Consider the following 17,671-nt stretch of genomic DNA (forward strand, 5'->3'; position numbering starts at 1 on the left):
GGAGGTCGAGTCCGGGCGCAGCCGGCCGCTAGCCTGACGGCCGACCCAGGGAGCTGATCAGATGGACGTCCGCCGCAGCGGGCTCGGCGTGCTCGTGGTGAGCCAGCTGCTCGCCGGCCTCGGCGTGGCCAGCGGGGTCGCCGTCGGCGGGCTGCTGGCCGAGCAGCTGTCCGGCACCGTGGTCGTCGCCGGCCTGGCCCAGACGTCCTCGGTGCTCGGCGCCGGCCTGTGGGCGATCCCGCTGGCCCGGCTGGCCGGTCGCCGCGGCCGTCGCTGGGGGCTGGGCTGCGGCTACGCCCTCGCCGTCCTCGGCACGCTGCTGGTCCTCGGCTCGGCGGCGCTCGGCTCCGTGGTCCTGCTGTTCGTCGGACTGGCCGCCTTCGGCGCCTCCACCGCCGCCGGGCTGCAGGCCCGCTTCGCCGCGGCGGAGCTGACGACGGCGGCCTACCGGGCCCGGGCCCTGTCCGTCGTCCTCTGGGCCACGACGCTGGGTTCGGTCCTCGGCCCGAACCTGTCCGAGGTCGGCGCCCGGCTGGGGGAGCGGCTGGGCATCGAGCCGCTGACCGGCCCCTACCTGTTCTCCCTCGTCGCCTTCACCGCGGCCGCGCTGACGGTCAGCCTGGGCCTCCGCCCGGCGTCGCCCGACGCCGCGGGCGAGGGGCCGGTCGACCCCGCCGCCGTGGACGTCGGCGCCGCGGTGCCGGTCGTCCAGCTCGGCTTCCGGGTCGCGCTGCGGCTGGGGTTGGCCGACCCGCTGACCCGGCTGGCCGTCGTGGCCATCACCTGCTCCCACACCGTGATGGTGGGGGTGATGGTGATGACGCCGCTGCACATGGGCCACCTCGGCTTCTCCCTCGACCTCGTCGGCCTGGTGATCAGCATCCACATCTTCGGCATGTACGGCGCCAGCCCGGTGATGGGCTGGCTGACCGACCGGATCTCCGCCGTCGGCGTGCTGCTGGTGGGCGTCGTCCTGTTCGCCGCCGCGCTGGTGCTCGCGGCGATGGCGGACGAGCCGAGCATGCTGCTGATCTCCCTCGCCCTCGGCCTGCTGGGCCTGGGCTGGTCGGCGGGGATGATCGGCGGCTCGACGCTGCTCGCGTCCTCGGTGACCCCGGAGGCCAAGGTCTCGGTGCAGGGGGCGACCGACGCGGTGATGAACGTCGCGGCCGCGGCCTCCTCGGCCGTCTCGGGCCTGGTGCTCGGCTGGGCCGGGTATCCGGGGCTGGCCGTCGTCGCCGCCGTCGTCCTGGTCCCGATGGCGGTCCTGGCCGTCCGGACGGCGCTGCGGCCGCCGCGGCCGGGGACGCCGGAGCCCGCCGCGCAGCGGTCCTCCACCCGCGCCTGAGCGGTCCTGGCCCGACCGCTCAGCGGTGCCGCGGGTCCTCGGGCGGCTCCGCCGGGGGCCGGTCCGGCGGGACCAGCCGGGTGAGGGCCGCGCCCAGCCCGTCCACCAGTCCCCGCACCACCGCGTCGGCCGCGGCCAGCCACCGGCGCACCGCTCAGCCCTTCTGGAGGTGGAGGAGGACGACGGCCGGGACCGCCCACGCCGAGCGGACGGTCTCGTCGGTGGCGCCGCCCTCGACGTCCACCCCCGGGTGCCCGGCCAGCTCCTCGTCGGCGAGCAGCCGGCGCACCTCGGCCAGCCGCGCCTCGACGAAGGCGCGGTGGTGCTCGCCGCCCCAGGCGCGGAGCAGGGCCAAGCCCTCCAGGCCGAGCAGGTGGGCGAGCGGGTGCTGGTAGGTCACGGCTCGACGCTAGCCCGGCCCGCGGTCCGCCCCGACCACGTCTCCCACGCCCTGCCGGAGAAGATCGTGTGACCTCGCGCGGTGATGTCACCGCGTCAGCTCACACGATCTTGTCCTGATCAGCCGGCCGTGGTTCCCACCGGCTGCCCGAGGGCGGCGCGGAGGGCCTCCAGCGCCTGCCGCCGGAAGTCCCGGGCCACCGCCGAGCGGTCCTCGCGGAACCCGTCGGCGCCGTGGTACATCCCGGGGGCGACGTGCAGCGCGCAGGGCACCCCGGCGTCCCGCAGCCGTTCGACGTAGGCGAGGTCCTCGGCGTGGAAGAGGTCGACGTCGCCGACGCCGACCCAGGCGGGCGGCAGGCCGCGCAGGTCCTCGCGCCGGGCGCCGGCGGCGTAGGGCCGGTCCTCGACGGCGGTCGGCGCGTGCCCCAGGTAGGCGGTCCAGGCGAAGCGGTTGGAGGTGGGGGTCCAGACGAGCCGGCCGGTGCCGTCGTCCCCGCGCAGCGCCGTCCTGTCGTCGAGCATCGGGTAGAGCAGCAGCTGGAAGCAGACGTCGACCTCGCCGCGGTCGGTCGCCAGCTGGGCCAGGGTCGCGGCCAGCCCGCCGCCGGCGCTGTCCCCGCCCACGGCCACCCGGGACCGGTCGACACCCAGGGCGTCGGCCTGCTCGTGCAGCCAGCGCAGCCCGGCGTAGCAGTCCTGCAGGCCGGCCGGGAAGGGGTGCTCGGGCGCCAGCCGGTAGTCGACGCTGACGACGACGACGCCCAGCTCGTCGGCCCACCGGCTGCAGAGGTCGTGGTAGGTCACCGGGTCCCCGAGGACGAACCCGCCGCCGTGCACCCACAGCAGCGCGCCCGAGGGGCGGCGCCGCCCGGCGGGCTCGTAGACCAGCACGTCAACGGGCGGGGACCCGTCGCGGCCGGGCACCCGCTTGCGGCGGACGGTGGTGCCGGGGGCCAGCGCGGAGGGCCGCGGGGTGGTCCGGCGGACCAGGCGCAGCAGCGGGGCGCTGACGGTGAACGGGAGGTACAGCGCCGGGTGCCGCAGGTCGGCCGGGACCGCCGCGACCAGAGCGCGGCGTCGGCCGCCGGCCCGGACGAGCGCGGCGCCGGCGCCGAGGGCGGTGACGGCGAGGAGCGCCCGGGCGACGCGGCGGAGGGTCATGGCGGGGACCCTAGCGGCGGCGCCGCCCGGGAGGATCAGTGGCCCTCGGAGGTCCAGCCCTCGCCGCAGGGTCCGCCGTCGGGGGACTCGGCGATGGTCACCTCGCTGCCGTCGGGGGCGAGCAGCGGGAGGTAGAAGCGGGCCACCTCGACGCTGGCCTGCGGCACGTAGTGGAAGATCAGCGACCGGCGGAAGCGGTCGGCGGTGGTGTTGGGCCGCGACCCGTGCACCAGGCTGCCGTGGAAGAACAGCACGTCGCCGGCCTTCATCTCGGTCTGCAGGCGCACGGCGCCCTCGGGCACCGGCACCGTGTTGCCGGTGAAGGACTCCTCCGGGTCGGCGTCCTCGGGGCAGAGGATCTGGATGGTGTGCGAGCCGGGGATCACCATCAGCCCGCCGTTGTCGCCGTCGCAGTCGTCGACGGCGATCCAGGCCGCGATGCAGGTCTCGGGGTGCGACTGCAGGAACAGGTTGTCCTGGTGCAGCGCCTGCCCGCGCGCGCCCGGCGGCTTGAAGTAGAACATCGACTGCGCGCCGTAGGCCGGGCCCACCAGCTGCTCGACGACGGAGACCACCCGGGGGTCGGTCATCAGCCGCCGGGCCAGCTGCCCGACCTCGAGGTCGGTGCGGCGGTGCGGGTGGATGACGCGCGGGTAGCGGCGCAGGATGTCGCCGTCCGGCAGGCCGTCGTCGAAGCCGAAGGAGGGGTCGGCCTCGATGTGGTCGGTGAAGGAGGCGCGGATGGTGGCGATCTCGTCCGGGGACAGCAGGCCGGGCACCAGCACGACGCCTTCGCGCTGGTAGGTCTCGGCGAGGGCGCCGGGGGTGGTGAGCAGAGCGGTCATGGCTCAAGCCTGGGCGAGATGCACCCGTCCCACCAGGGTCGCGCCGGTCGCGGAGATGGGAGATCCTGCTGTCGTGCCCGAGGAGTCGATGACGCCCACCGTCCCGCGCGTGCTCACCGGCGTCTTCGCCGAGGGCCCGTCCTACGCCACCTGGCGGACCCGCGGCACCACCGACTGGCTCGTCGTGCACACCCTCGCCGGCACCGGGCGGTTCGGGTCGGCCGACGGCCGCGCCCTGCTGGTCGGCCGGGGCGACCTGGTGCTGCTGCGGCCCGGCGTGCGGCACGACTACGGGACCGCGCCGGGCGTCGACGGCTGGGAGCTGCAGTGGGCCCACGTGCACCCGCGGGCGGAGTGGGCGCCGCTGCTGGACTGGCCCGAGGCGCTGCCCGGCGTCCGCCGGCTGCGGCTGGCCGGCGAGGTGCACCAACGGGTCCGGGAGGCGTTCGCCCGGGCCACCGCGCTGGGTCACGGCGGGTTGGCGCAGGCCGAGCTGTTCGAGCTGAACGCGCTGGAGACCGCGCTGCTGTGGGCCGCCACCCAGGTCCCGGGCCCCCGCCCGCTCGACCCGCGGCTGATCTCCGTGCTGGAGGACGTCGGCGCCCGGCTGGCCGAGCCGCTGACCGTCGCCGGCCTGGCCGACCGGGCCGGGCTGTCGCCCTCGCGGCTCACCCACCTGTTCACCGAGCAGCTGGGCGTGCCGCCGATGCGCTTCGTGGAGCGGCAGCGGATGCAGGCCGCCCGGCAGCTGCTGGAGCTGACCCGGCGGCCGGTCGCCGACGTCGCCCGGGCCGTCGGCTACGACGACCCGCTCTACTTCTCCACCCGCTTCCGCCGCCACACCGGTCGCTCGCCCAGCGAGCACCGGGCGGGGTCCACCCCGGAGCCGCCGTCGGCCTGAGGGCGGCCGGTGATGTTGGCTGGACGTCGTGCAGGACGTGCTGGCCGGGTTCGCCACCATCGCGGTCGTCATCGCGGTGGGGTTCCTGCTCGCCCACAGCCGGGTCCTCGACGTCGAGAGCCAGGGGATGCTGGCCCGGCTGGCCTTCTATGTCGCCAGCCCCGCGCTGATGGTCACCGTGCTGGGCCGGACGGACGTCTCGCAGCTGTTCTCGGCCAACCTCGTCGCCTCCCTCGGCAGCGTGGTGGTGACCGCGACCGTCGCCGTCCTGCTGGCCCGGCTGGTGTGGCGGCGGACCGCCAGCGACACCGTCATCGCCACCTTCAGCGCGTCCTACGTCAACGCGGGCAACCTCGGGCTGCCGATCGCCGCCTACGTGCTGGGCGACGTCTCGCTGATCGCCCCGATGCTGCTGGCCCAGTTGATGGTGCTGCAGCCGCTCGGCCTGGCGGTGCTGGACTCGACGGTGCACGTGGCCGACCCCGCGCAGAGCCGGGGCCGCCGGCTGCTCGACCGGCTGGGCCAGCCGCTGCGCAACCCGCTGATGCTCGGCTCGCTGGCCGGGCTGCTGCTCTCGGTGACCGGCCTGCCGCTGCCCCGGGTGGTGCTGGACCCGCTGACGCTGATCGGCGGGATGGCGGTGCCCGCGATGCTCATCGCCTACGGCATCTCGCTGCGGCTGGGACCGCGGCCGGGGGCGGGCGAGCCGCCGGTCCAGATCGGCACGATCGTGGCCCTCAAGCTGGTCCTGCAGCCGGTCGTCGCCTACCTCATCGGCCGCTTCGTCGTCGGACTCGACGGCCTGGACCTGCTGGCCGTCACCGTCGTCGCGGCGCTGCCCACCGCGCAGAACGTCTTCACCCACGCCGTCCGCTACCGGCGGGCCGAGATCCTGGCGCGGGACTCGATCTTCATCTCCACCCTGCTCTCGGTGCCCGTGCTGCTGCTCATCGCCGGCGTCCTCGGCTGACGCGCGGGCCGGCGGCGGCCTCGGTAGGGTCCGACCATGCCCGACACCCCGCTGCCCCCGCGCGTGCTCGACCTGCTGCGCCGCCCCAACCCGGCCGTGATGGCCACCGTCGCCGCCGACGGCCGCCCCGTCACCGTCGCCACCTGGTACCTGCTGGAGGACGACGGCCGGGTGCTGCTCGGGCTCGACGCCACCCGGGCCCGGCTGAAGCACCTGCGGCGCGACCCCCGCGTCTCGCTGACCGTGCTGGCCGCGGACGACTGGTACACCCACGTGAGCCTGCAGGGCCGGGTGGGCGAGGTCACCGAGGACATCGGTCTCGCCGACATCGACCGGCTGGCGACGCACTACCTCGGCACGCCCTACCCCGACCGGGAGAGCCCGCGGGTCGCCACCCGGCTCCAGGTCGAGCGGTGGCACGCCTGGGGCTCGCTGGCCGCCGAGCAGCCCGGCTGACCCCCGGACAGGTCCCGACCGGCGGATAGATCGCCGCGCTAACCGGATGGCCGTGCGGTCGTCCTCCGCCGGTCGCCCGGAGGTCGCCCGGTGTTCACCGCGCGGCGCTTCGATCGAGCGTCTCCGCAGAGAGCGGAGCCACGAACGATCGGGGTACGCATGAAGTTCCTCTCCCGCCGCGCCGGACGCGCGGCGATCGCCGTCGCCGCCGCCGGTGGCCTGATGTTCTGCGCCGGGGTCTCCTACGCCGGCTACAGCAGCGAGAACCTGAGCGTGAAGGGCGGTGCGAACCGGGTCCAGGGCGACCGCTCCGAGGTCGTCAAGCGCGCCGTCGACAAGGGCCGGGCGCAGAACGTCATCCTGCTCATCGGTGACGGCATGGGCGACTCCGAGATCACCTCGGCGCGCAACTACGCCTACGGCGCCGCGGGTTCGTTCCCCGGCATCGACGCGCTGCCGCTGACCGGGCAGTACACGACCTACTCCCTCACCAAGGAGGGCCGCCCGGACTACGTGCCCGACTCCGCGGCCACCGGCTCGGCGTGGGCCACCGGCACCAAGACCTACGACAACGCCATCTCGGTCGACATCCGCGGCAAGGCCCAGCCGACCCTGCTCGAGCTGGCCAAGGCCAAGGGCCTCAAGACCGGCGACGTCACCACCTCGGAGATCCAGGACGCGACGCCGGCCGTGCAGGTCGCGCACATCTCGGCGCGCTCCTGCTACGGCCCGGTCGCCACCGCGAAGACCTGCCCCGAGGCCGCCAAGGAGAACGGCGGCCGCGGCTCGATCACCGAGCAGCTGCTCGACACCCGGCCCGACGTCACCCTCGGCGGCGGCTCGAAGACCTTCGGCGAGAAGGCCGTCGCCGGCCGCTACGCCGGCCAGACCCTGCTCGACCAGGCGAAGGCCCGCGGCTACCAGGTGGTCGACGACAAGACCGAGCTCTCCGCCGTCCGCACGGCGAACCAGACCAAGCCGGTGCTCGGCCTGTTCGGGGCCGGCAACCTGCCCGTCCGCTACGTCGGCCCGAAGGCCACGCCGACCGGCGGCACCACCCCCGCCGCCCACTGCACCCCGAACCCGGACCGGCCGGCCAGCCAGCCCCGGCTCGCCGCGATGACCCGCAAGGCCATCGACCTGCTCGAGAACGACAAGGGCTTCTTCCTCCAGGTCGAGGGCGCGAGCATCGACAAGCAGGACCACGCGGCCAACGCCTGCGGCCAGATCGGCGAGACGATCGACCTCGACGAGGCCGTCCAGGTCGCCCTGGCCTACGCCAAGCGGGACGGCAACACCTCCGTCTTCGTCACCGCCGACCACGGCCACACCAGCCAGATCGTCGAGGCGGGGGAGAACACGCCGGGCCTCACCACGACGCTGCTCACCCACGACAACGCCCCGATGACGATCTCCTACGGCACCGCGGAGGCCGGCGGCTCGCAGCAGCACACCGGCACCCAGGTGCGCCTCGCGGGCTACGGCCCCAAGGCGGCGAACGTCGTCGGCCTGACCGACCAGACCGACCTCAACACGACGATCGCCTCGGCGCTCAAGCTGCCCTCGCGGCTGCCGCGCCGCTGAGGTCCGTCCCGCACCACGCCTGACGTCGCCCCCCGGGCTCCGCGTCGTCCCCGCTCGCGCGGGGCGGCCGGGGCGCGGGGGGCGTCGTCGTCCCCCCGCCCTCCCGGCGCACCCGGCGCCCGGCGGGAGAGCTACTGCCCGATCCGCCCGTCGACGCACTCGCGCAGCAGGTCGGCGTGACCGCAGTGCCGCGCGTACTCCTCGACCAGGTGGACGACCACGTCGCGCACGGGCAGCGGGTCGCCGCGCCGGTGCACGGTCGCCCCGAGGTCCTCGGTGCGGGCCAGCACCTCCTCGGCGAAGGCCACCTCCGCGCGCCAGTCCGCCCAGGCCTGCGCGACGACGGCGTCGTCGGCCCGGGCGCCGTCGAAGTCCTCGTCGGGGGACTCCGGGGTGCAGTAGAGCGACCCGACGTCCTGGCCGGCGAGGGTGCCGCGGAACCAGGTCCGCTCCACCTCCGCCAGGTGCCGGACCAGGCCCAGCAGGGACATCGTGGAGGGCGGCACGGAGCGGCGCGCGAGCTGCTCGGCGTCGAGGTCGGCGCACTTCAGCTCCAGCGTCAGCCGGTAGCGCCGCAGGTAGTCGGCGAGCACGCCGTGCTCGTCGGTCCCCGCCGGACCGCTCTCGCGCGGGTCGTCGGCCTCGTCGACCCACAGGTCGGGGTGGACCGTGGCCCGCGTCCAGCGGCTCGGGAGCCCACCGGCCGCCGGGGCCGGGCCCGCCGAGGCGATCTCGTCCGGCACGCCGGCCCTCAGTGGTGGTGCGCGAGGTAGGCGCCCGCGCACTCGTTGCCCGCGTCCACCAGCCAGCGCAGCTGCTCGACGTCGTCGCGCTCGGCGGCCAGCTGGGCCAGCCGGTCACCGGCGTGCTCGTGCCCGGCGTCGACCAGCCAGCGCAGCTGGTCGACGTCACCCCGCTCGACGGCCAGCGCGGTCAGCCGGCGGGCGGCGCTGTCGTGCCCGGCGTCGACGAGCTCGCGCAGCTGGCCGACGTCGCCGCGCTCGGCGGCCAGGGCGGCCAGCCGGTCGGCCGCGACCTCGTTCCCGGCGTCGACCAGGCGACGCAGCCCCTCGGTGTCCATGGCGGCAGCGTAGGGCTCCGGCGGCGTTCCCGACAGTGCCCGAGCCCACCGGTGCCCCGGCGGCGCCGGACCGCCGGCCGGGACGGGTCAGAAGGAGGCGATGACCTCGGGCCCGGTGGTCGGCCGGGTCGACCCGCCGCGCGGCTCGACGGTGAGGGCCACCGCGACCGCTCCGCCCACGCCCGCGGTGAGCCAGACGTGCTCCCGCTCGGTCGAGGGGAAGACGGGTCCGGGGGCCATGGCGCCCGCGCGGTCCTGCGTCCAGACCTGGTAGCTGTGCGCGGCGTCCAGCACCGGCAGGGCGCCGCCGACCAGCAGGGCGCGGTCCTGGTGGCGCGACACCACCAGGGTCACGGGGTGCCCGCCCGCGACCAGCGCGCGGTGGACCTGCACGTCGTCGGCGGTCATCAGGCGGTCGACCTCGCGGGCCTGGGCCGTCTGGACCTGGTGCTGGTGCGCGAGGCCGACGACCCCGCCGCCGAGGACGAGGGCCAGCGCGAACGCCAGGGCGAGCACCGGCCACCAGGGGCGGCGGCGTCGTCGCGGGCGTGCGCGGCCGGCAGTGGTCGGGGCGGTCGCGGACCGAGCGGGCAGCGTGGCAGAGGTCGCGGCCGGCTGCTGCGGAGGGAGCGGGCGGTGCCCGCGGGCGTCGGCGAGGACGTGGCGCCGCAGCCCGGCCGGCGGTGTGCGGCTGGTCAGCCGGCTGAGCTCGGCGACGGTCTCGACCAGCTCGCGCACCTCGACCCGGCAGGACGCGCACCGGCTGAGGTGGCGCTCGAAGTCGGCCCGCTCGGCCTCGGACAGGCCGTGGACGACGTAGCTGCCGACGGCGCCGTGGACGTCGCTCACGTCGGCGCTCCCAGGTGCCCGCGGAGGGCGATCAGGCCGTCCCGCATGCGGGCCTTGACGGTCCCCAGCGGGAGGTCGAGGAGGCGGGCGATCTGGCTCTGGCTGTAGCCGCCGTAGTAGGCCAGCTGCAGCGACTGGCGCTGCACCGGGCTGAGCAGCAGCAGGCCCTTCCGGACGGGCTCGACGGCGAGGTCGGCGTCCACCCGCTCCCAGACGGGGTCGGGCAGCCGCTCGTCGGTGGCGCGGGCCCAGCGGTCGTCGCGCGCCGTGTCGCTCTCGACGCTGCGGACCCGGTCGACGGCCCGCCGGTGCGCCAGGGTCAGGATCCAGCCCATCGCACTGCCTCGTCCCGGGGTGTAGGTGGTGGCCTTCTGCCAGACCTCCAGGTAGACCTCCTGGACGACCTCGGCGGCGTGCTGCGGTGCCCGCAGGACCCGCAGCACCGTGCCGTAGGTGCGCGGTGAGGTCGCCTCGTAGAGGTCGGCGAAGGCGTCGACGTCACCCTCGGCGGCCCGCTGCAGGAGCTGGGCCAGGTGGTGCGAGCGCTCGTCCGCGGGCCGTCCGGCCCCGGGGTGCTCCCCGGAGCCGGACGTCGTCGCGTGCACGCTCAGCCACCGTGACCGAGGGTCTGCGGCTCAGGACTTCGGCAGCAGGACGGTGTCGATGATGTAGACGGTGGCGTTGGCGGTCTGGACGTTGCCGCAGAGGACCTTGGCGTCGCCGTTGACGGTGAAGTTCTCACCGGAGCCCTCGACGGTGATGCCCTGCTTGGGGTTGAGGCTGTCGTGCTCGCCGGCGAGGGTCATCGGGTCGAGCTTCTCGCCGACGACGTGCTCGGTGAGGATCGCGGTGAGCATCTCCTTGTCGGCGAGGACCTTGTCGAGGGTCTTCTTGTCGATCTTGGCGAAGGCGTCGTTGGTGGGGGCGAAGACGGTGAGGTTGTCGGTGGTGTTGAGGGTGTCGACGAGGCCGGCCTTCTTGACCGCGGTGACGAGGGTGGAGAGGAGGGGGTTGTTGCTGGCGGCGGTGGCGACGGGGTCGGCGCTCATGCCGTCGAAGGAGCCCTTGCCGGTCTTGGGGACGGCGGAGCAGGCGGCGCCGAAGGGGGCGTCGGCGGTGGAGGCGCTCATGGAGGGGGTCATGGAGGGGCTGGCCATGGGGGAGCTGGAGGCGCTCATGGAGGGCGCGGAGGAGGTGGAGGTGCCGGCGGGGGTGGCCTCGGTGCCGCCACAGGCGGCCAGGGTCAGCGGCAGGGCGAGGGCTGCGGCGAGGCCGGCGATCTTGGCGATGCGGGTGGTGGTGAACATCGTGAATTCCTCTGTCTGCTGGACGGTGGCGGGCCGTTCGGCCGGTCACCACCACTTCGGTCCCACGAGCCCCGCGGTTTGGTCCCGAGCCGTTCCCACCTCGGGCCGTCGGCTCGTCGGCCGGTGGGGGACAGGCTCCCCGAAGGCCGTCTGACCAGGGTCGACGGGCCCAGGAGCCACGGCCGATTCCCCCTACTTCGGAGCCGCGGGCGGACCGGATGGGTCGTCAGCACAAAACTGCAGATATTCCTTCTGAAATAAAACAGAATGGTCTCGGAATAGGCATTTCCTGAGCCATTGACCAGGTCCCGGACCTACGTTTCAGCTGCTCGCAGCACCGGGGGGGCCGCGAGCACCCATCCCCCTCTCCAGCTGATCGGAGCTCTCCCCGTGTCCAGCCTCTCCACCCGCGGCCTCGGTGCCGCCGCCACCGTGGCCCTCACCGCCGCCGCCGTCCTCGGTCTGCCGACCTCGGCCCCCGCCGCCACCACGACCGCCAGCGCCGCCGGCGGCTCGGCCTACGGCTCGACGGTCAAGGTCGGCAACCTCGTCGACTCGGGCCGCACCTCCTACGTGCCGCTGTGCACCACCCGCGTCGGGTCGGCCGCCAACAACACCGCCCGGGTCGACCTCGGTCTCCTCGGGCACATCGGGGCGGCCACCACGAAGGTCGTCAGCACCGACGCCCGCGGCACCCGGGCCGCCACCGCCACCAGCACGACCGCCGGCACCTCTCTGCTGGGCGGGCTCGTCTCGGTCTCCTCCATCACGAGCACCGCCGGGGTCAGCAAGGACGCCCGCGGCTACCACTCCACCGGGTCCAGCGTCCTCGTGGGCCTGCGGGTCGCGGGCCGGTCCGTCACGGCCAAGCCCGCCCCGGGCACCAGCATCACCATCCCCGGGGTGGCGACGGTGCTGCTCAACCAGCAGAGCGCGCGGACCAGCGCCGGCGCGCACAACCAGGGGGTCACCGCGCTCCGGGTCACGCTCCTGCCCGGCAACACGCTGGGGCTGCCGACCGGCACCGTGGTGGTGGGAGCGGCCAACGCCTCGCTCGCCGCGCCCACCCGGCACCGCCCCTACGGCTCCGCGTTCGGCACCGAGGCCAACGTGGCCGGTCTCGTCGGCAGCGGCCGGACGGCCAGCTCCGTGCTGCCCTGCGGGGGCAGCGGCGGGGTCACCCGCACCAACAAGGTCGCCTCGGTGACGGCTCCGGGTCTGGTCCGGGTCGGCGCGGTGACCAGCAGCGCGAAGAGCACCGACACCGCGAGCGCCACGACGGCGACGACCGCGGCGAAGGTCGCCGGGATCTCCCTGCTGGGCGGCGTGGTCGAGGTGGACGCCGTGACGGCCCAGGCCAACGCCAAGCGCACCGCGACCGGCGTCGCGCGGACCTCGACCGGCACGCAGGTGGTCGGGCTGAAGATCAACGGTCGCGCCCGCACCGTCTCCACGAAGGAGAACACGACGATCGACATCGCCGGCGTGGGCACCCTCACGCTGCACAAGACGGCCCGGACCGCCACCAGCATCACCGTCGACGCCCTCCAGCTCAGGCTGACCACCGCCCGGGCCGGCCTGCCGGTCGGGGCCGTCGTCACCCTGGGCCACGCGGGCGCCGGCGTCGCCCACCGCTGACCTCCGGCGACCTCCCCCGGGGTGAGGGGCGGTGCAGACCCCCGCTGCACCGCCCACCACCCCTCCCTCGCCGTCCCTCCCGCCGCTCGTCCCCGCCCCGCAGCCCCTCCCCAGGACGTCCCCCACCAGGACGTCCCTCCCTCCCGTCCGTCCCGTCCGAGCCCAGGAGGCTCCTCATGACGATCGCCCTGCCGGCCGGCCGACCTCCCGTCGCCCGCCCCCGCCCCACCCGCCCGGCACCGCCCACCGGCCCCGCGGCCTCCACCCGGTCCGTCCCCGCCGACGTCGCGCGGGCCGACCACCCCCACGGCGACGTCCCGTTCTCCGCCCCGCCCGCGGCCCCGCTCGCCGTCGTGCTGCTCGGGATGCTCGTCGTGCTCGCCGGCCTCGTCGCCGGCGGGGTGCTGCTGGTCGTGCACCTGCTCGGCCTGGTCGGCTGATCTCCCGGCCCCGACCCGGTCGGCTGCGGCCGGGTCGCCGCTGCGCCCCGTCCCGACTCCCGCGCCCGGTGCACGGGGCGCGGGAGCGCCGCAGGGGCGCGGGAGCGCGTCAGGGGCGCGGGAGCGTCAGCGCGTGCGCTCGAACCGCTCCCACGCCGCCTGCCGCGACATCTGCAGAGCGGTTCCGACCCGGGCCCAGGAGGCCCCGCGGCGGCGGCACTCGGCCACCCAGCCGGCCAGGGCGTCCTCCACCTGCCGGGCGGCGGCGGCCACCAGGGGCAGCCGGTCGAGCAGGGCCTCGTCGGTCATCGTCGACCAGCGCGGGACCTCCGGCTCGGCCGCCGGGGGCCGCCGCGGCCCGGCCATGATCTGCACGCAGAGCGCGACGCACTCGTCGCAGATGCAGCTGCCCGGCCCGGCGACGACCTGGGCCACCTCCTCCTCGGGCTTCAGGCAGAACGAGCAGCGCTGTCCGGGTCTGGTGTCCATCGCCCCACTGTCAGGGATGGCCTGACGTAGTGTCAAGGTTTGCCTGACATCGTGGTGCGAGTAGGCCCAGGAGGCCGGCGGTCTGCTCCGCCCCGGGCCGGCCCCGTCCTCCGGACGGTGCAGCCCCGCAGGGCCGCGGTCCTCTACGATGCTGACCGTCCGCTGGCGTCATCACGTCCGGACCGGGGGTCGAGCAGGGGCCCGACCGCGGGTGCGACCCGCGGTGCGGAGAGCCTGCGCCGACCACCCCCGTCGGCCGCCGTGAGCACGGAGACGCCGATGACGACCACCCCCGACCCCCGTCCTGACCAGACCGACCGCGACCTGACGGCCGCCCTGGCCGAGCTGGCCCGGGTCGAGCACGGCCGCACCCCGCTCAGCGAGGGCGCCCGGGTGGTGGCCAGCACGGTCCGCGACCTGCTCGCCGACACCACCGAGGTGTCCGTCACCCTGCTCGAGAAGGGTCGCCCCCGGACGGTGGCCGCCACCGGAGCCCTCGCCGTGCAGCTCGACGAGCGGCAGTACGCGGCCCGCACGGGACCGTGCCTCGACGCCGCCCGCTCGGGACGCACCGTCGCCCTGGCACTGCAGGAGGCCACGGGGGCCTACCCCGAGTTCGTGCGCAGCGCCCTCGACCAGCACGTCAGCCACAGCCTGTCGGTGCCGGCGCCGGCCCCGGACCGCGCCGGCTGGCGGGTGGCGCTGAACGTCTACGCCCTCTCGGGGGAACCGTTCAGCGCTGCGGCCCGGTCGGGCGTCGAACGGTTCGCCCCCTACGCCGGGACCTTCCTGGCCAACCTCGACCACCACCACGCGGCGGTCCTGCTCGCGGAGGGCCTGCAGCAGGCGATGCGGTCGCGGGCCGTCATCGAGCAGGCGAAGGGCGTGCTGATGGCGCGGGAGCACTGCTCGGCGGAGCAGGCGTTCGAGCTGCTGGTGCACAAGTCCCAGCGCGACAACGTCAAGCTCCGCGACGTCGCCCAGGCCCTGGTCGAGCGGGTGACCCGGCGCGAGGGGACGGGCCCGACGGCCTAGCCGGACCGCCGCTCGGCCGCCAGCCGCTCGGCGAGCTGCCCGGCCAGCCGGTCCAGCTGCCGCACGTGCGCGGCGTCGCCGTCGGTCTGGACGACGGCCGGACCCACGCCGTCGGTGACCACGGCGACCGCGTAGCCGTCGAGGATCCCCATCTGCCGGGTCACCCGGTCCGCGCGCAGCCACCCGCCCTTGTAGGCCGTGGCGCCGACCGTGCCCAGCCCCCAGGCGTGCTCCTCGACCGGCCGCATCCGGCCCAGCAGGTACGCGCTCGCGGAGGGGGAGACGACCTCACCGCCGGCCAGGGCGGCCATGAACCGGACCTGCTCGCGCACGGTCCACACCATGAGGCCCTCGTAGCGGTCCGGCGCGGTGGTCGTGCGGTCGCCCACCGAGCGGAGGACGGCCGTCATGGCCCGACCGGGGGAGCCCGGGATCGCGGCGCGCAGCCGGGCGACCGCGTCGCCGTCAGAGCGGCTGAGGGCCCGGTCGACCAGCCGCCGCTGCTCGCGGCTGAGCCGGTCGGGGTCGCCGCCGGCCACGGTGTCGAGGACGGCGGCCACCACGAGGACCTTCGACGTCGACCACGCCTCGGGCCGGTCCACCCCGCCCTCGACGGTGACGTCGCCCGGGTCGTCGAGCGGCGCGAAGGCGACGGCGTTGCGCCGGTCGCCCACCCAGTCCGGTGCCTCGGGGGCCGGGCTGGGTGGACGGCTCGAGCGCGGTGCGGGACTCGGCGACCCAGCGCGAGCGGTCGGGGACGACGTCGACGGCGGGGGAGAGGTGGGGGCCGGCGCCGTGGACGGGGCGGTCGTCCCCGGGGACGCCGGGGCGCCGGCGACCGGCCCGTCGGCGACCGGAGCCGTGCCGCAGCCGGCCAGCACCAGGGCGGCGACGGCGAGGGCCGCGCACGCGCTGTCCCGACCGGTCCTCTGCACGCGTCGAGCCTAGGGGTGCGGCCTCGTCGCCAGCAGAACTGCGGGAGGACGACAGGTTCGGACCCGCTGGACCTGTCGTCCTCCCGCAGTTCCTGCCGGTGGCCGCCGTACAGTGCGGAGCCTGACCGCGGCCCCGGCCGCGGAGGAACGAGGTCTCGATGACGTCCCTCGCACCGGCCGCCGGTCGCGCCCGCCCGCGGCGCCGGCCGCTCCTGGTCCTGGCGACCGCCGCCGCCCTGCTGCTCGGGGCCGCCTGCTCCGGGGGACCGGCCGACCCGGCCCCGGCCGCCCCCTCCGCGAGCGCCGCGGGCCCGGCGGTCTTCACCAACCCCGTGCTGGGCCAGGGCGCCGACCCCTTCGTGACGGTGGTCGACGGCCGGTACTGGTCTGTGCAGTCCTCCGGCACGGGCGTCACGCTGCGCTCCTCGGACTCGCTGCTCACCCTCGGCGACGCGGACGCCGAGGTGATCTTCCAGGGCGGGGAGGAGGACAGCCCCTGCTGCGAGTGGTGGGCGCCGGAGCTGCACGAGATCGACGGCCGGTGGTACGTCTACGTGGCCGCCGACGACGGCGACAACGAGAACCACCGCACCTACGTGCTGGAGGCCGACGCCATCGAGGGGCCGTACGCGTTCGCGGGCCGGCTGGAGCTGCCGGGGGACCGGTGGGCCATCGACGCCACCGTCTTCACCGCCGCCGGCACCCGCTACGTCTCCTGGTCGGGCTGGCCGGGGGACACGAACGGCCAGCAGAACCTCTACCTGGCCGAGCTCGCGACGCCGACGACGGTGTCCGGGAAGGCCGTGGTGGTCTCGGAGCCGCGGCTGGACTGGGAGACCCGGGCCGGCACGGTCGGGGTGCTGGTCAACGAGGGGCCCGCGGCGCTGGTGCGCGAGGGGAAGGTCTTCCTCACCTACTCGGGCTCGGGCTGCTGGACCCCTGACTACGCCATCGGGCTGCTGAGCGCCGACGAGGACGCCGACCTGCTCGACCCCGCCAGCTGGACGAAGGACCCGGAGCCGCTCTTCGCGGCCAGCGAGGAGGCCGAGGAGTACGGCACCGGGCACCACAGCTTCTTCGCGTCCCCCGACGGCACCCAGACCTGGTTCGCCTACCACGCCGTCACCAGCCCCGGGGGCAGCTGCGGCGAGGACCGCGAGGTCTACGCGCAGCCGGTCGCCGACGGCCCCGGGGGCCGGCCCGACCTGGGCGTGCCGTCGGGACGGACGGTCGAGATCCCGCTGCCGGCGGGCGACCCCGGGTCCTGACCGCTCAGGCGGCGACGAGCTGCGGGCTCCGGGTCCGGGCGGACGCCCCGGCCTGCTCCCGGTACAGGGCGGCGGCGTCGCGGAAGGCGGCCAGCGCGTAGGCCGGCACGGCGAGGCCCTGCCCGGACGCCTGCAGCAGCTGGGTCTCCACCCGGACGATGTCGCGGACGTTGCGCTCCAGCTCGTCGTCCATCCCCAGCTCGACGAGGACGCTGCCGAACTGGGTCTGCTGGGCGCGGGTCTTGGCGCCCACCAGGCTGAACGTCTTCGAGCGCAGGAACCGGGCGAGGTGCAGCTGCCACGGCGCGAGCGCCCCGGACTGCACCAGCTCCAGCGCGCTCATCCGGTAGAAGGCGAAGTGGCCGGGCTCCTGCACCTTGATGGCCTCGACGACGGTGGTCCGGACGGCGTCCTCGCCCATCGCGGCCAGCCCCTCCGACATCGACTGGTAGGCCAGCATCGCCGACTTCTCGGTCGCTGCGCCGGTCAGGTAGTACAGCAGCCGGATGACCTCGTGCACCGCGGGGATGTGCGCCAGCGCGCCCAGCACCCGGATCCGCGGCGGGACACCGCCGGTGTCGGCCTGGGTGGGCGGCATGCCGAGGTGCTGCCCGAGGGTGTCGAGCAGGACGCCGTGGTGCTCCTCCTGGGGACCCCAGACGTCGGCGTAGAACAGCCGGTCGGTCTCGCTGACGCCGGGCAGCAGCACGGCCAGCTCGAGGACGTTGCGCTCCACCTCCATCTCCACCCGGGCCATGTACTCCAGCGGGCCGGCGAAGCGCTCGCGGACCGCGCGGGCGTCGCGGAGGGTGTAGTCGGCGGAGCCCAGGTCGACGGGCGGGTGCAGCGCGCCGAGCCGCTCCACGTGGGCGCGGATGCGGGCGGGGTCGACGGTCGGGGTGGTCATCGCGGTGGTCCAGTTCTCGGGGAGGTTCGGTCGCAGGAGGTTCGGCGCCGGCCCC

Annotated in this window: 21 protein-coding genes; 9 read left to right on the top strand and 12 right to left on the bottom strand. The window is 75.4% G+C overall.

Annotated features, from left to right (window positions below):
* The first annotated feature begins 61 nt into the window (after window positions 1-61).
* Window positions 62-1,348, top strand: a complete 1,287-nt coding sequence (locus tag JOF54_RS20170; RefSeq protein ID WP_210059184.1) for an MFS transporter — start codon at window positions 62-64, stop codon at window positions 1,346-1,348.
* 19 nt (window positions 1,349-1,367) lie between these two features.
* Here JOF54_RS20170 and JOF54_RS21665 read toward each other — a convergent pair whose 3' ends face one another.
* From JOF54_RS21665 to JOF54_RS20185, 4 genes are all read right to left on the bottom strand, one after another.
* On the bottom strand, window positions 1,368-1,499 hold the full coding sequence (locus JOF54_RS21665) for a hypothetical protein (protein WP_281073447.1): 132 nt from the start codon (window positions 1,497-1,499) through the stop codon (window positions 1,368-1,370).
* Window positions 1,500-1,502: 3 nt separating this feature from the next.
* Entirely contained in the window at window positions 1,503-1,748 is a 246-nt protein-coding gene (locus JOF54_RS20175) for a hypothetical protein (RefSeq protein WP_210059185.1), read from the bottom strand.
* A 119-nt stretch (window positions 1,749-1,867) separates the two neighbouring features.
* On the bottom strand, window positions 1,868-2,911 hold the full coding sequence (locus tag JOF54_RS20180) for an alpha/beta hydrolase (protein ID WP_210059186.1): 1,044 nt from the start codon (window positions 2,909-2,911) through the stop codon (window positions 1,868-1,870).
* 35 nt (window positions 2,912-2,946) lie between these two features.
* Entirely contained in the window at window positions 2,947-3,756 is an 810-nt protein-coding gene (locus JOF54_RS20185; RefSeq protein WP_210059187.1) for a phytanoyl-CoA dioxygenase family protein, read from the bottom strand.
* A gap of 73 nt (window positions 3,757-3,829) precedes the next feature.
* Here JOF54_RS20185 and JOF54_RS20190 point away from each other — a divergent pair, with 73 nt between their 5' ends.
* The 4 genes from JOF54_RS20190 (at window position 3,830) to phoA (ending at window position 7,667) form a co-directional block, all read left to right on the top strand.
* On the top strand, window positions 3,830-4,657 hold the full coding sequence (locus JOF54_RS20190; protein WP_307804431.1) for a helix-turn-helix domain-containing protein: 828 nt from the start codon (window positions 3,830-3,832) through the stop codon (window positions 4,655-4,657).
* A gap of 28 nt (window positions 4,658-4,685) precedes the next feature.
* Window positions 4,686-5,627 carry an AEC family transporter gene (locus tag JOF54_RS20195; protein WP_210059189.1) on the top strand — a complete coding sequence of 314 codons (942 nt, stop codon included), beginning with the start codon at window positions 4,686-4,688 and terminating at the stop codon, window positions 5,625-5,627.
* Window positions 5,628-5,663: 36 nt separating this feature from the next.
* A complete protein-coding gene (locus tag JOF54_RS20200; RefSeq protein WP_210059190.1) occupies window positions 5,664-6,083 on the top strand; it encodes a PPOX class F420-dependent oxidoreductase in 420 nt (139 codons plus the stop codon).
* A gap of 159 nt (window positions 6,084-6,242) precedes the next feature.
* Window positions 6,243-7,667 carry an alkaline phosphatase gene (gene phoA / locus JOF54_RS20205; protein WP_210059191.1) on the top strand — a complete coding sequence of 475 codons (1,425 nt, stop codon included), beginning with the start codon at window positions 6,243-6,245 and terminating at the stop codon, window positions 7,665-7,667.
* A gap of 131 nt (window positions 7,668-7,798) precedes the next feature.
* Here phoA and JOF54_RS20210 read toward each other — a convergent pair whose 3' ends face one another.
* From JOF54_RS20210 to JOF54_RS20230, 5 genes are all read right to left on the bottom strand, one after another.
* Window positions 7,799-8,410 (bottom strand): DinB family protein, encoded by a 612-nt coding sequence (locus JOF54_RS20210; RefSeq protein WP_307804432.1) that lies wholly within the window; start codon window positions 8,408-8,410, stop codon window positions 7,799-7,801.
* Between the two features lie 8 nt (window positions 8,411-8,418).
* Complete coding sequence (locus JOF54_RS20215; protein ID WP_210059192.1) at window positions 8,419-8,748, bottom strand: hypothetical protein; 330 nt, start codon at window positions 8,746-8,748, stop codon at window positions 8,419-8,421.
* 87 nt (window positions 8,749-8,835) lie between these two features.
* The gene (locus tag JOF54_RS20220; RefSeq protein ID WP_210059752.1) at window positions 8,836-9,597 is read right to left on the bottom strand and encodes an anti-sigma factor; all 762 of its coding nucleotides are present in this window, start codon (window positions 9,595-9,597) and stop codon (window positions 8,836-8,838) included.
* On the bottom strand, window positions 9,594-10,202 hold the full coding sequence (locus JOF54_RS20225; protein ID WP_307804433.1) for a sigma-70 family RNA polymerase sigma factor: 609 nt from the start codon (window positions 10,200-10,202) through the stop codon (window positions 9,594-9,596). Before JOF54_RS20225 ends, JOF54_RS20220 begins: the two co-directional genes overlap by 4 nt.
* Window positions 10,203-10,232: 30 nt before the next feature.
* Window positions 10,233-10,904 carry a fasciclin domain-containing protein gene (locus JOF54_RS20230; RefSeq protein ID WP_210054570.1) on the bottom strand — a complete coding sequence of 224 codons (672 nt, stop codon included), beginning with the start codon at window positions 10,902-10,904 and terminating at the stop codon, window positions 10,233-10,235.
* 390 nt (window positions 10,905-11,294) lie between these two features.
* On the opposite strand from JOF54_RS20230, the gene JOF54_RS20235 reads away from it, so the two are divergent.
* Together JOF54_RS20235 and JOF54_RS20240 are read left to right on the top strand one after the other, a co-directional pair.
* Window positions 11,295-12,542: a choice-of-anchor P family protein gene (locus JOF54_RS20235; protein ID WP_210059193.1), complete on the top strand. Its 1,248-nt coding sequence runs from the start codon at window positions 11,295-11,297 to the stop codon at window positions 12,540-12,542.
* A gap of 176 nt (window positions 12,543-12,718) precedes the next feature.
* On the top strand, window positions 12,719-12,982 hold the full coding sequence (locus JOF54_RS20240) for a hypothetical protein (protein WP_210059194.1): 264 nt from the start codon (window positions 12,719-12,721) through the stop codon (window positions 12,980-12,982).
* Window positions 12,983-13,108: 126 nt separating this feature from the next.
* Here JOF54_RS20240 and JOF54_RS20245 read toward each other — a convergent pair whose 3' ends face one another.
* Complete coding sequence (locus JOF54_RS20245) at window positions 13,109-13,471, bottom strand: ClpX C4-type zinc finger protein (protein WP_210059195.1); 363 nt, start codon at window positions 13,469-13,471, stop codon at window positions 13,109-13,111.
* Between the two features lie 279 nt (window positions 13,472-13,750).
* Between JOF54_RS20245 and JOF54_RS20250 the strand changes: the two genes are divergently transcribed.
* Window positions 13,751-14,506 (top strand): GAF and ANTAR domain-containing protein, encoded by a 756-nt coding sequence (locus tag JOF54_RS20250; RefSeq protein WP_210059196.1) that lies wholly within the window; start codon window positions 13,751-13,753, stop codon window positions 14,504-14,506.
* On the opposite strand, the gene JOF54_RS20255 is transcribed toward JOF54_RS20250, so the two are convergent.
* The gene (locus JOF54_RS20255; protein WP_210059197.1) at window positions 14,503-15,441 is read right to left on the bottom strand and encodes a serine hydrolase; all 939 of its coding nucleotides are present in this window, start codon (window positions 15,439-15,441) and stop codon (window positions 14,503-14,505) included. The two genes, JOF54_RS20250 and JOF54_RS20255, sit on opposite strands and share 4 nt — an antisense overlap.
* Before the next feature lie 158 nt (window positions 15,442-15,599).
* Between JOF54_RS20255 and JOF54_RS20260 the strand changes: the two genes are divergently transcribed.
* Window positions 15,600-16,709: a glycoside hydrolase family 43 protein gene (locus JOF54_RS20260; protein WP_210059198.1), complete on the top strand. Its 1,110-nt coding sequence runs from the start codon at window positions 15,600-15,602 to the stop codon at window positions 16,707-16,709.
* A gap of 4 nt (window positions 16,710-16,713) precedes the next feature.
* Here the strand turns inward: JOF54_RS20260 and JOF54_RS20265 are convergent, their stop codons facing one another.
* Entirely contained in the window at window positions 16,714-17,616 is a 903-nt protein-coding gene (locus JOF54_RS20265) for a GTP-binding protein LepA (protein WP_245358234.1), read from the bottom strand.
* Window positions 17,617-17,671 lie beyond the last annotated feature (55 nt).

Origin of the sequence: Microlunatus capsulatus (assembly GCF_017876495.1) — a bacterium.
Taxonomy (GTDB): domain Bacteria; phylum Actinomycetota; class Actinomycetes; order Propionibacteriales; family Propionibacteriaceae; genus Microlunatus; species Microlunatus capsulatus.

Excerpts from the sequence above, each read along its gene's own strand:
- JOF54_RS20260 (WP_210059198.1), top strand. The coding sequence starts at position 15,600 with ATGACGTCCCTCGCACCGGCCGCCGGTCGCGCCCGCCCGCGGCGCCGG.
- JOF54_RS20230 (WP_210054570.1), bottom strand. The coding sequence starts at position 10,904 with ATGTTCACCACCACCCGCATCGCCAAGATCGCCGGCCTCGCCGCAGCC.
- JOF54_RS20265 (WP_245358234.1), bottom strand. The coding sequence starts at position 17,616 with ATGACCACCCCGACCGTCGACCCCGCCCGCATCCGCGCCCACGTGGAG.
- JOF54_RS20245 (WP_210059195.1), bottom strand. The coding sequence starts at position 13,471 with ATGGACACCAGACCCGGACAGCGCTGCTCGTTCTGCCTGAAGCCCGAG.
- JOF54_RS20185 (WP_210059187.1), bottom strand. The coding sequence starts at position 3,756 with ATGACCGCTCTGCTCACCACCCCCGGCGCCCTCGCCGAGACCTACCAG.
- JOF54_RS20240 (WP_210059194.1), top strand. The coding sequence starts at position 12,719 with ATGACGATCGCCCTGCCGGCCGGCCGACCTCCCGTCGCCCGCCCCCGC.
- phoA (WP_210059191.1), top strand. The coding sequence starts at position 6,243 with ATGAAGTTCCTCTCCCGCCGCGCCGGACGCGCGGCGATCGCCGTCGCC.
- JOF54_RS20250 (WP_210059196.1), top strand. The coding sequence starts at position 13,751 with ATGACGACCACCCCCGACCCCCGTCCTGACCAGACCGACCGCGACCTG.
- JOF54_RS20180 (WP_210059186.1), bottom strand. The coding sequence starts at position 2,911 with ATGACCCTCCGCCGCGTCGCCCGGGCGCTCCTCGCCGTCACCGCCCTC.
- JOF54_RS20170 (WP_210059184.1), top strand. The coding sequence starts at position 62 with ATGGACGTCCGCCGCAGCGGGCTCGGCGTGCTCGTGGTGAGCCAGCTG.
- JOF54_RS20200 (WP_210059190.1), top strand. The coding sequence starts at position 5,664 with ATGCCCGACACCCCGCTGCCCCCGCGCGTGCTCGACCTGCTGCGCCGC.
- JOF54_RS20215 (WP_210059192.1), bottom strand. The coding sequence starts at position 8,748 with ATGGACACCGAGGGGCTGCGTCGCCTGGTCGACGCCGGGAACGAGGTC.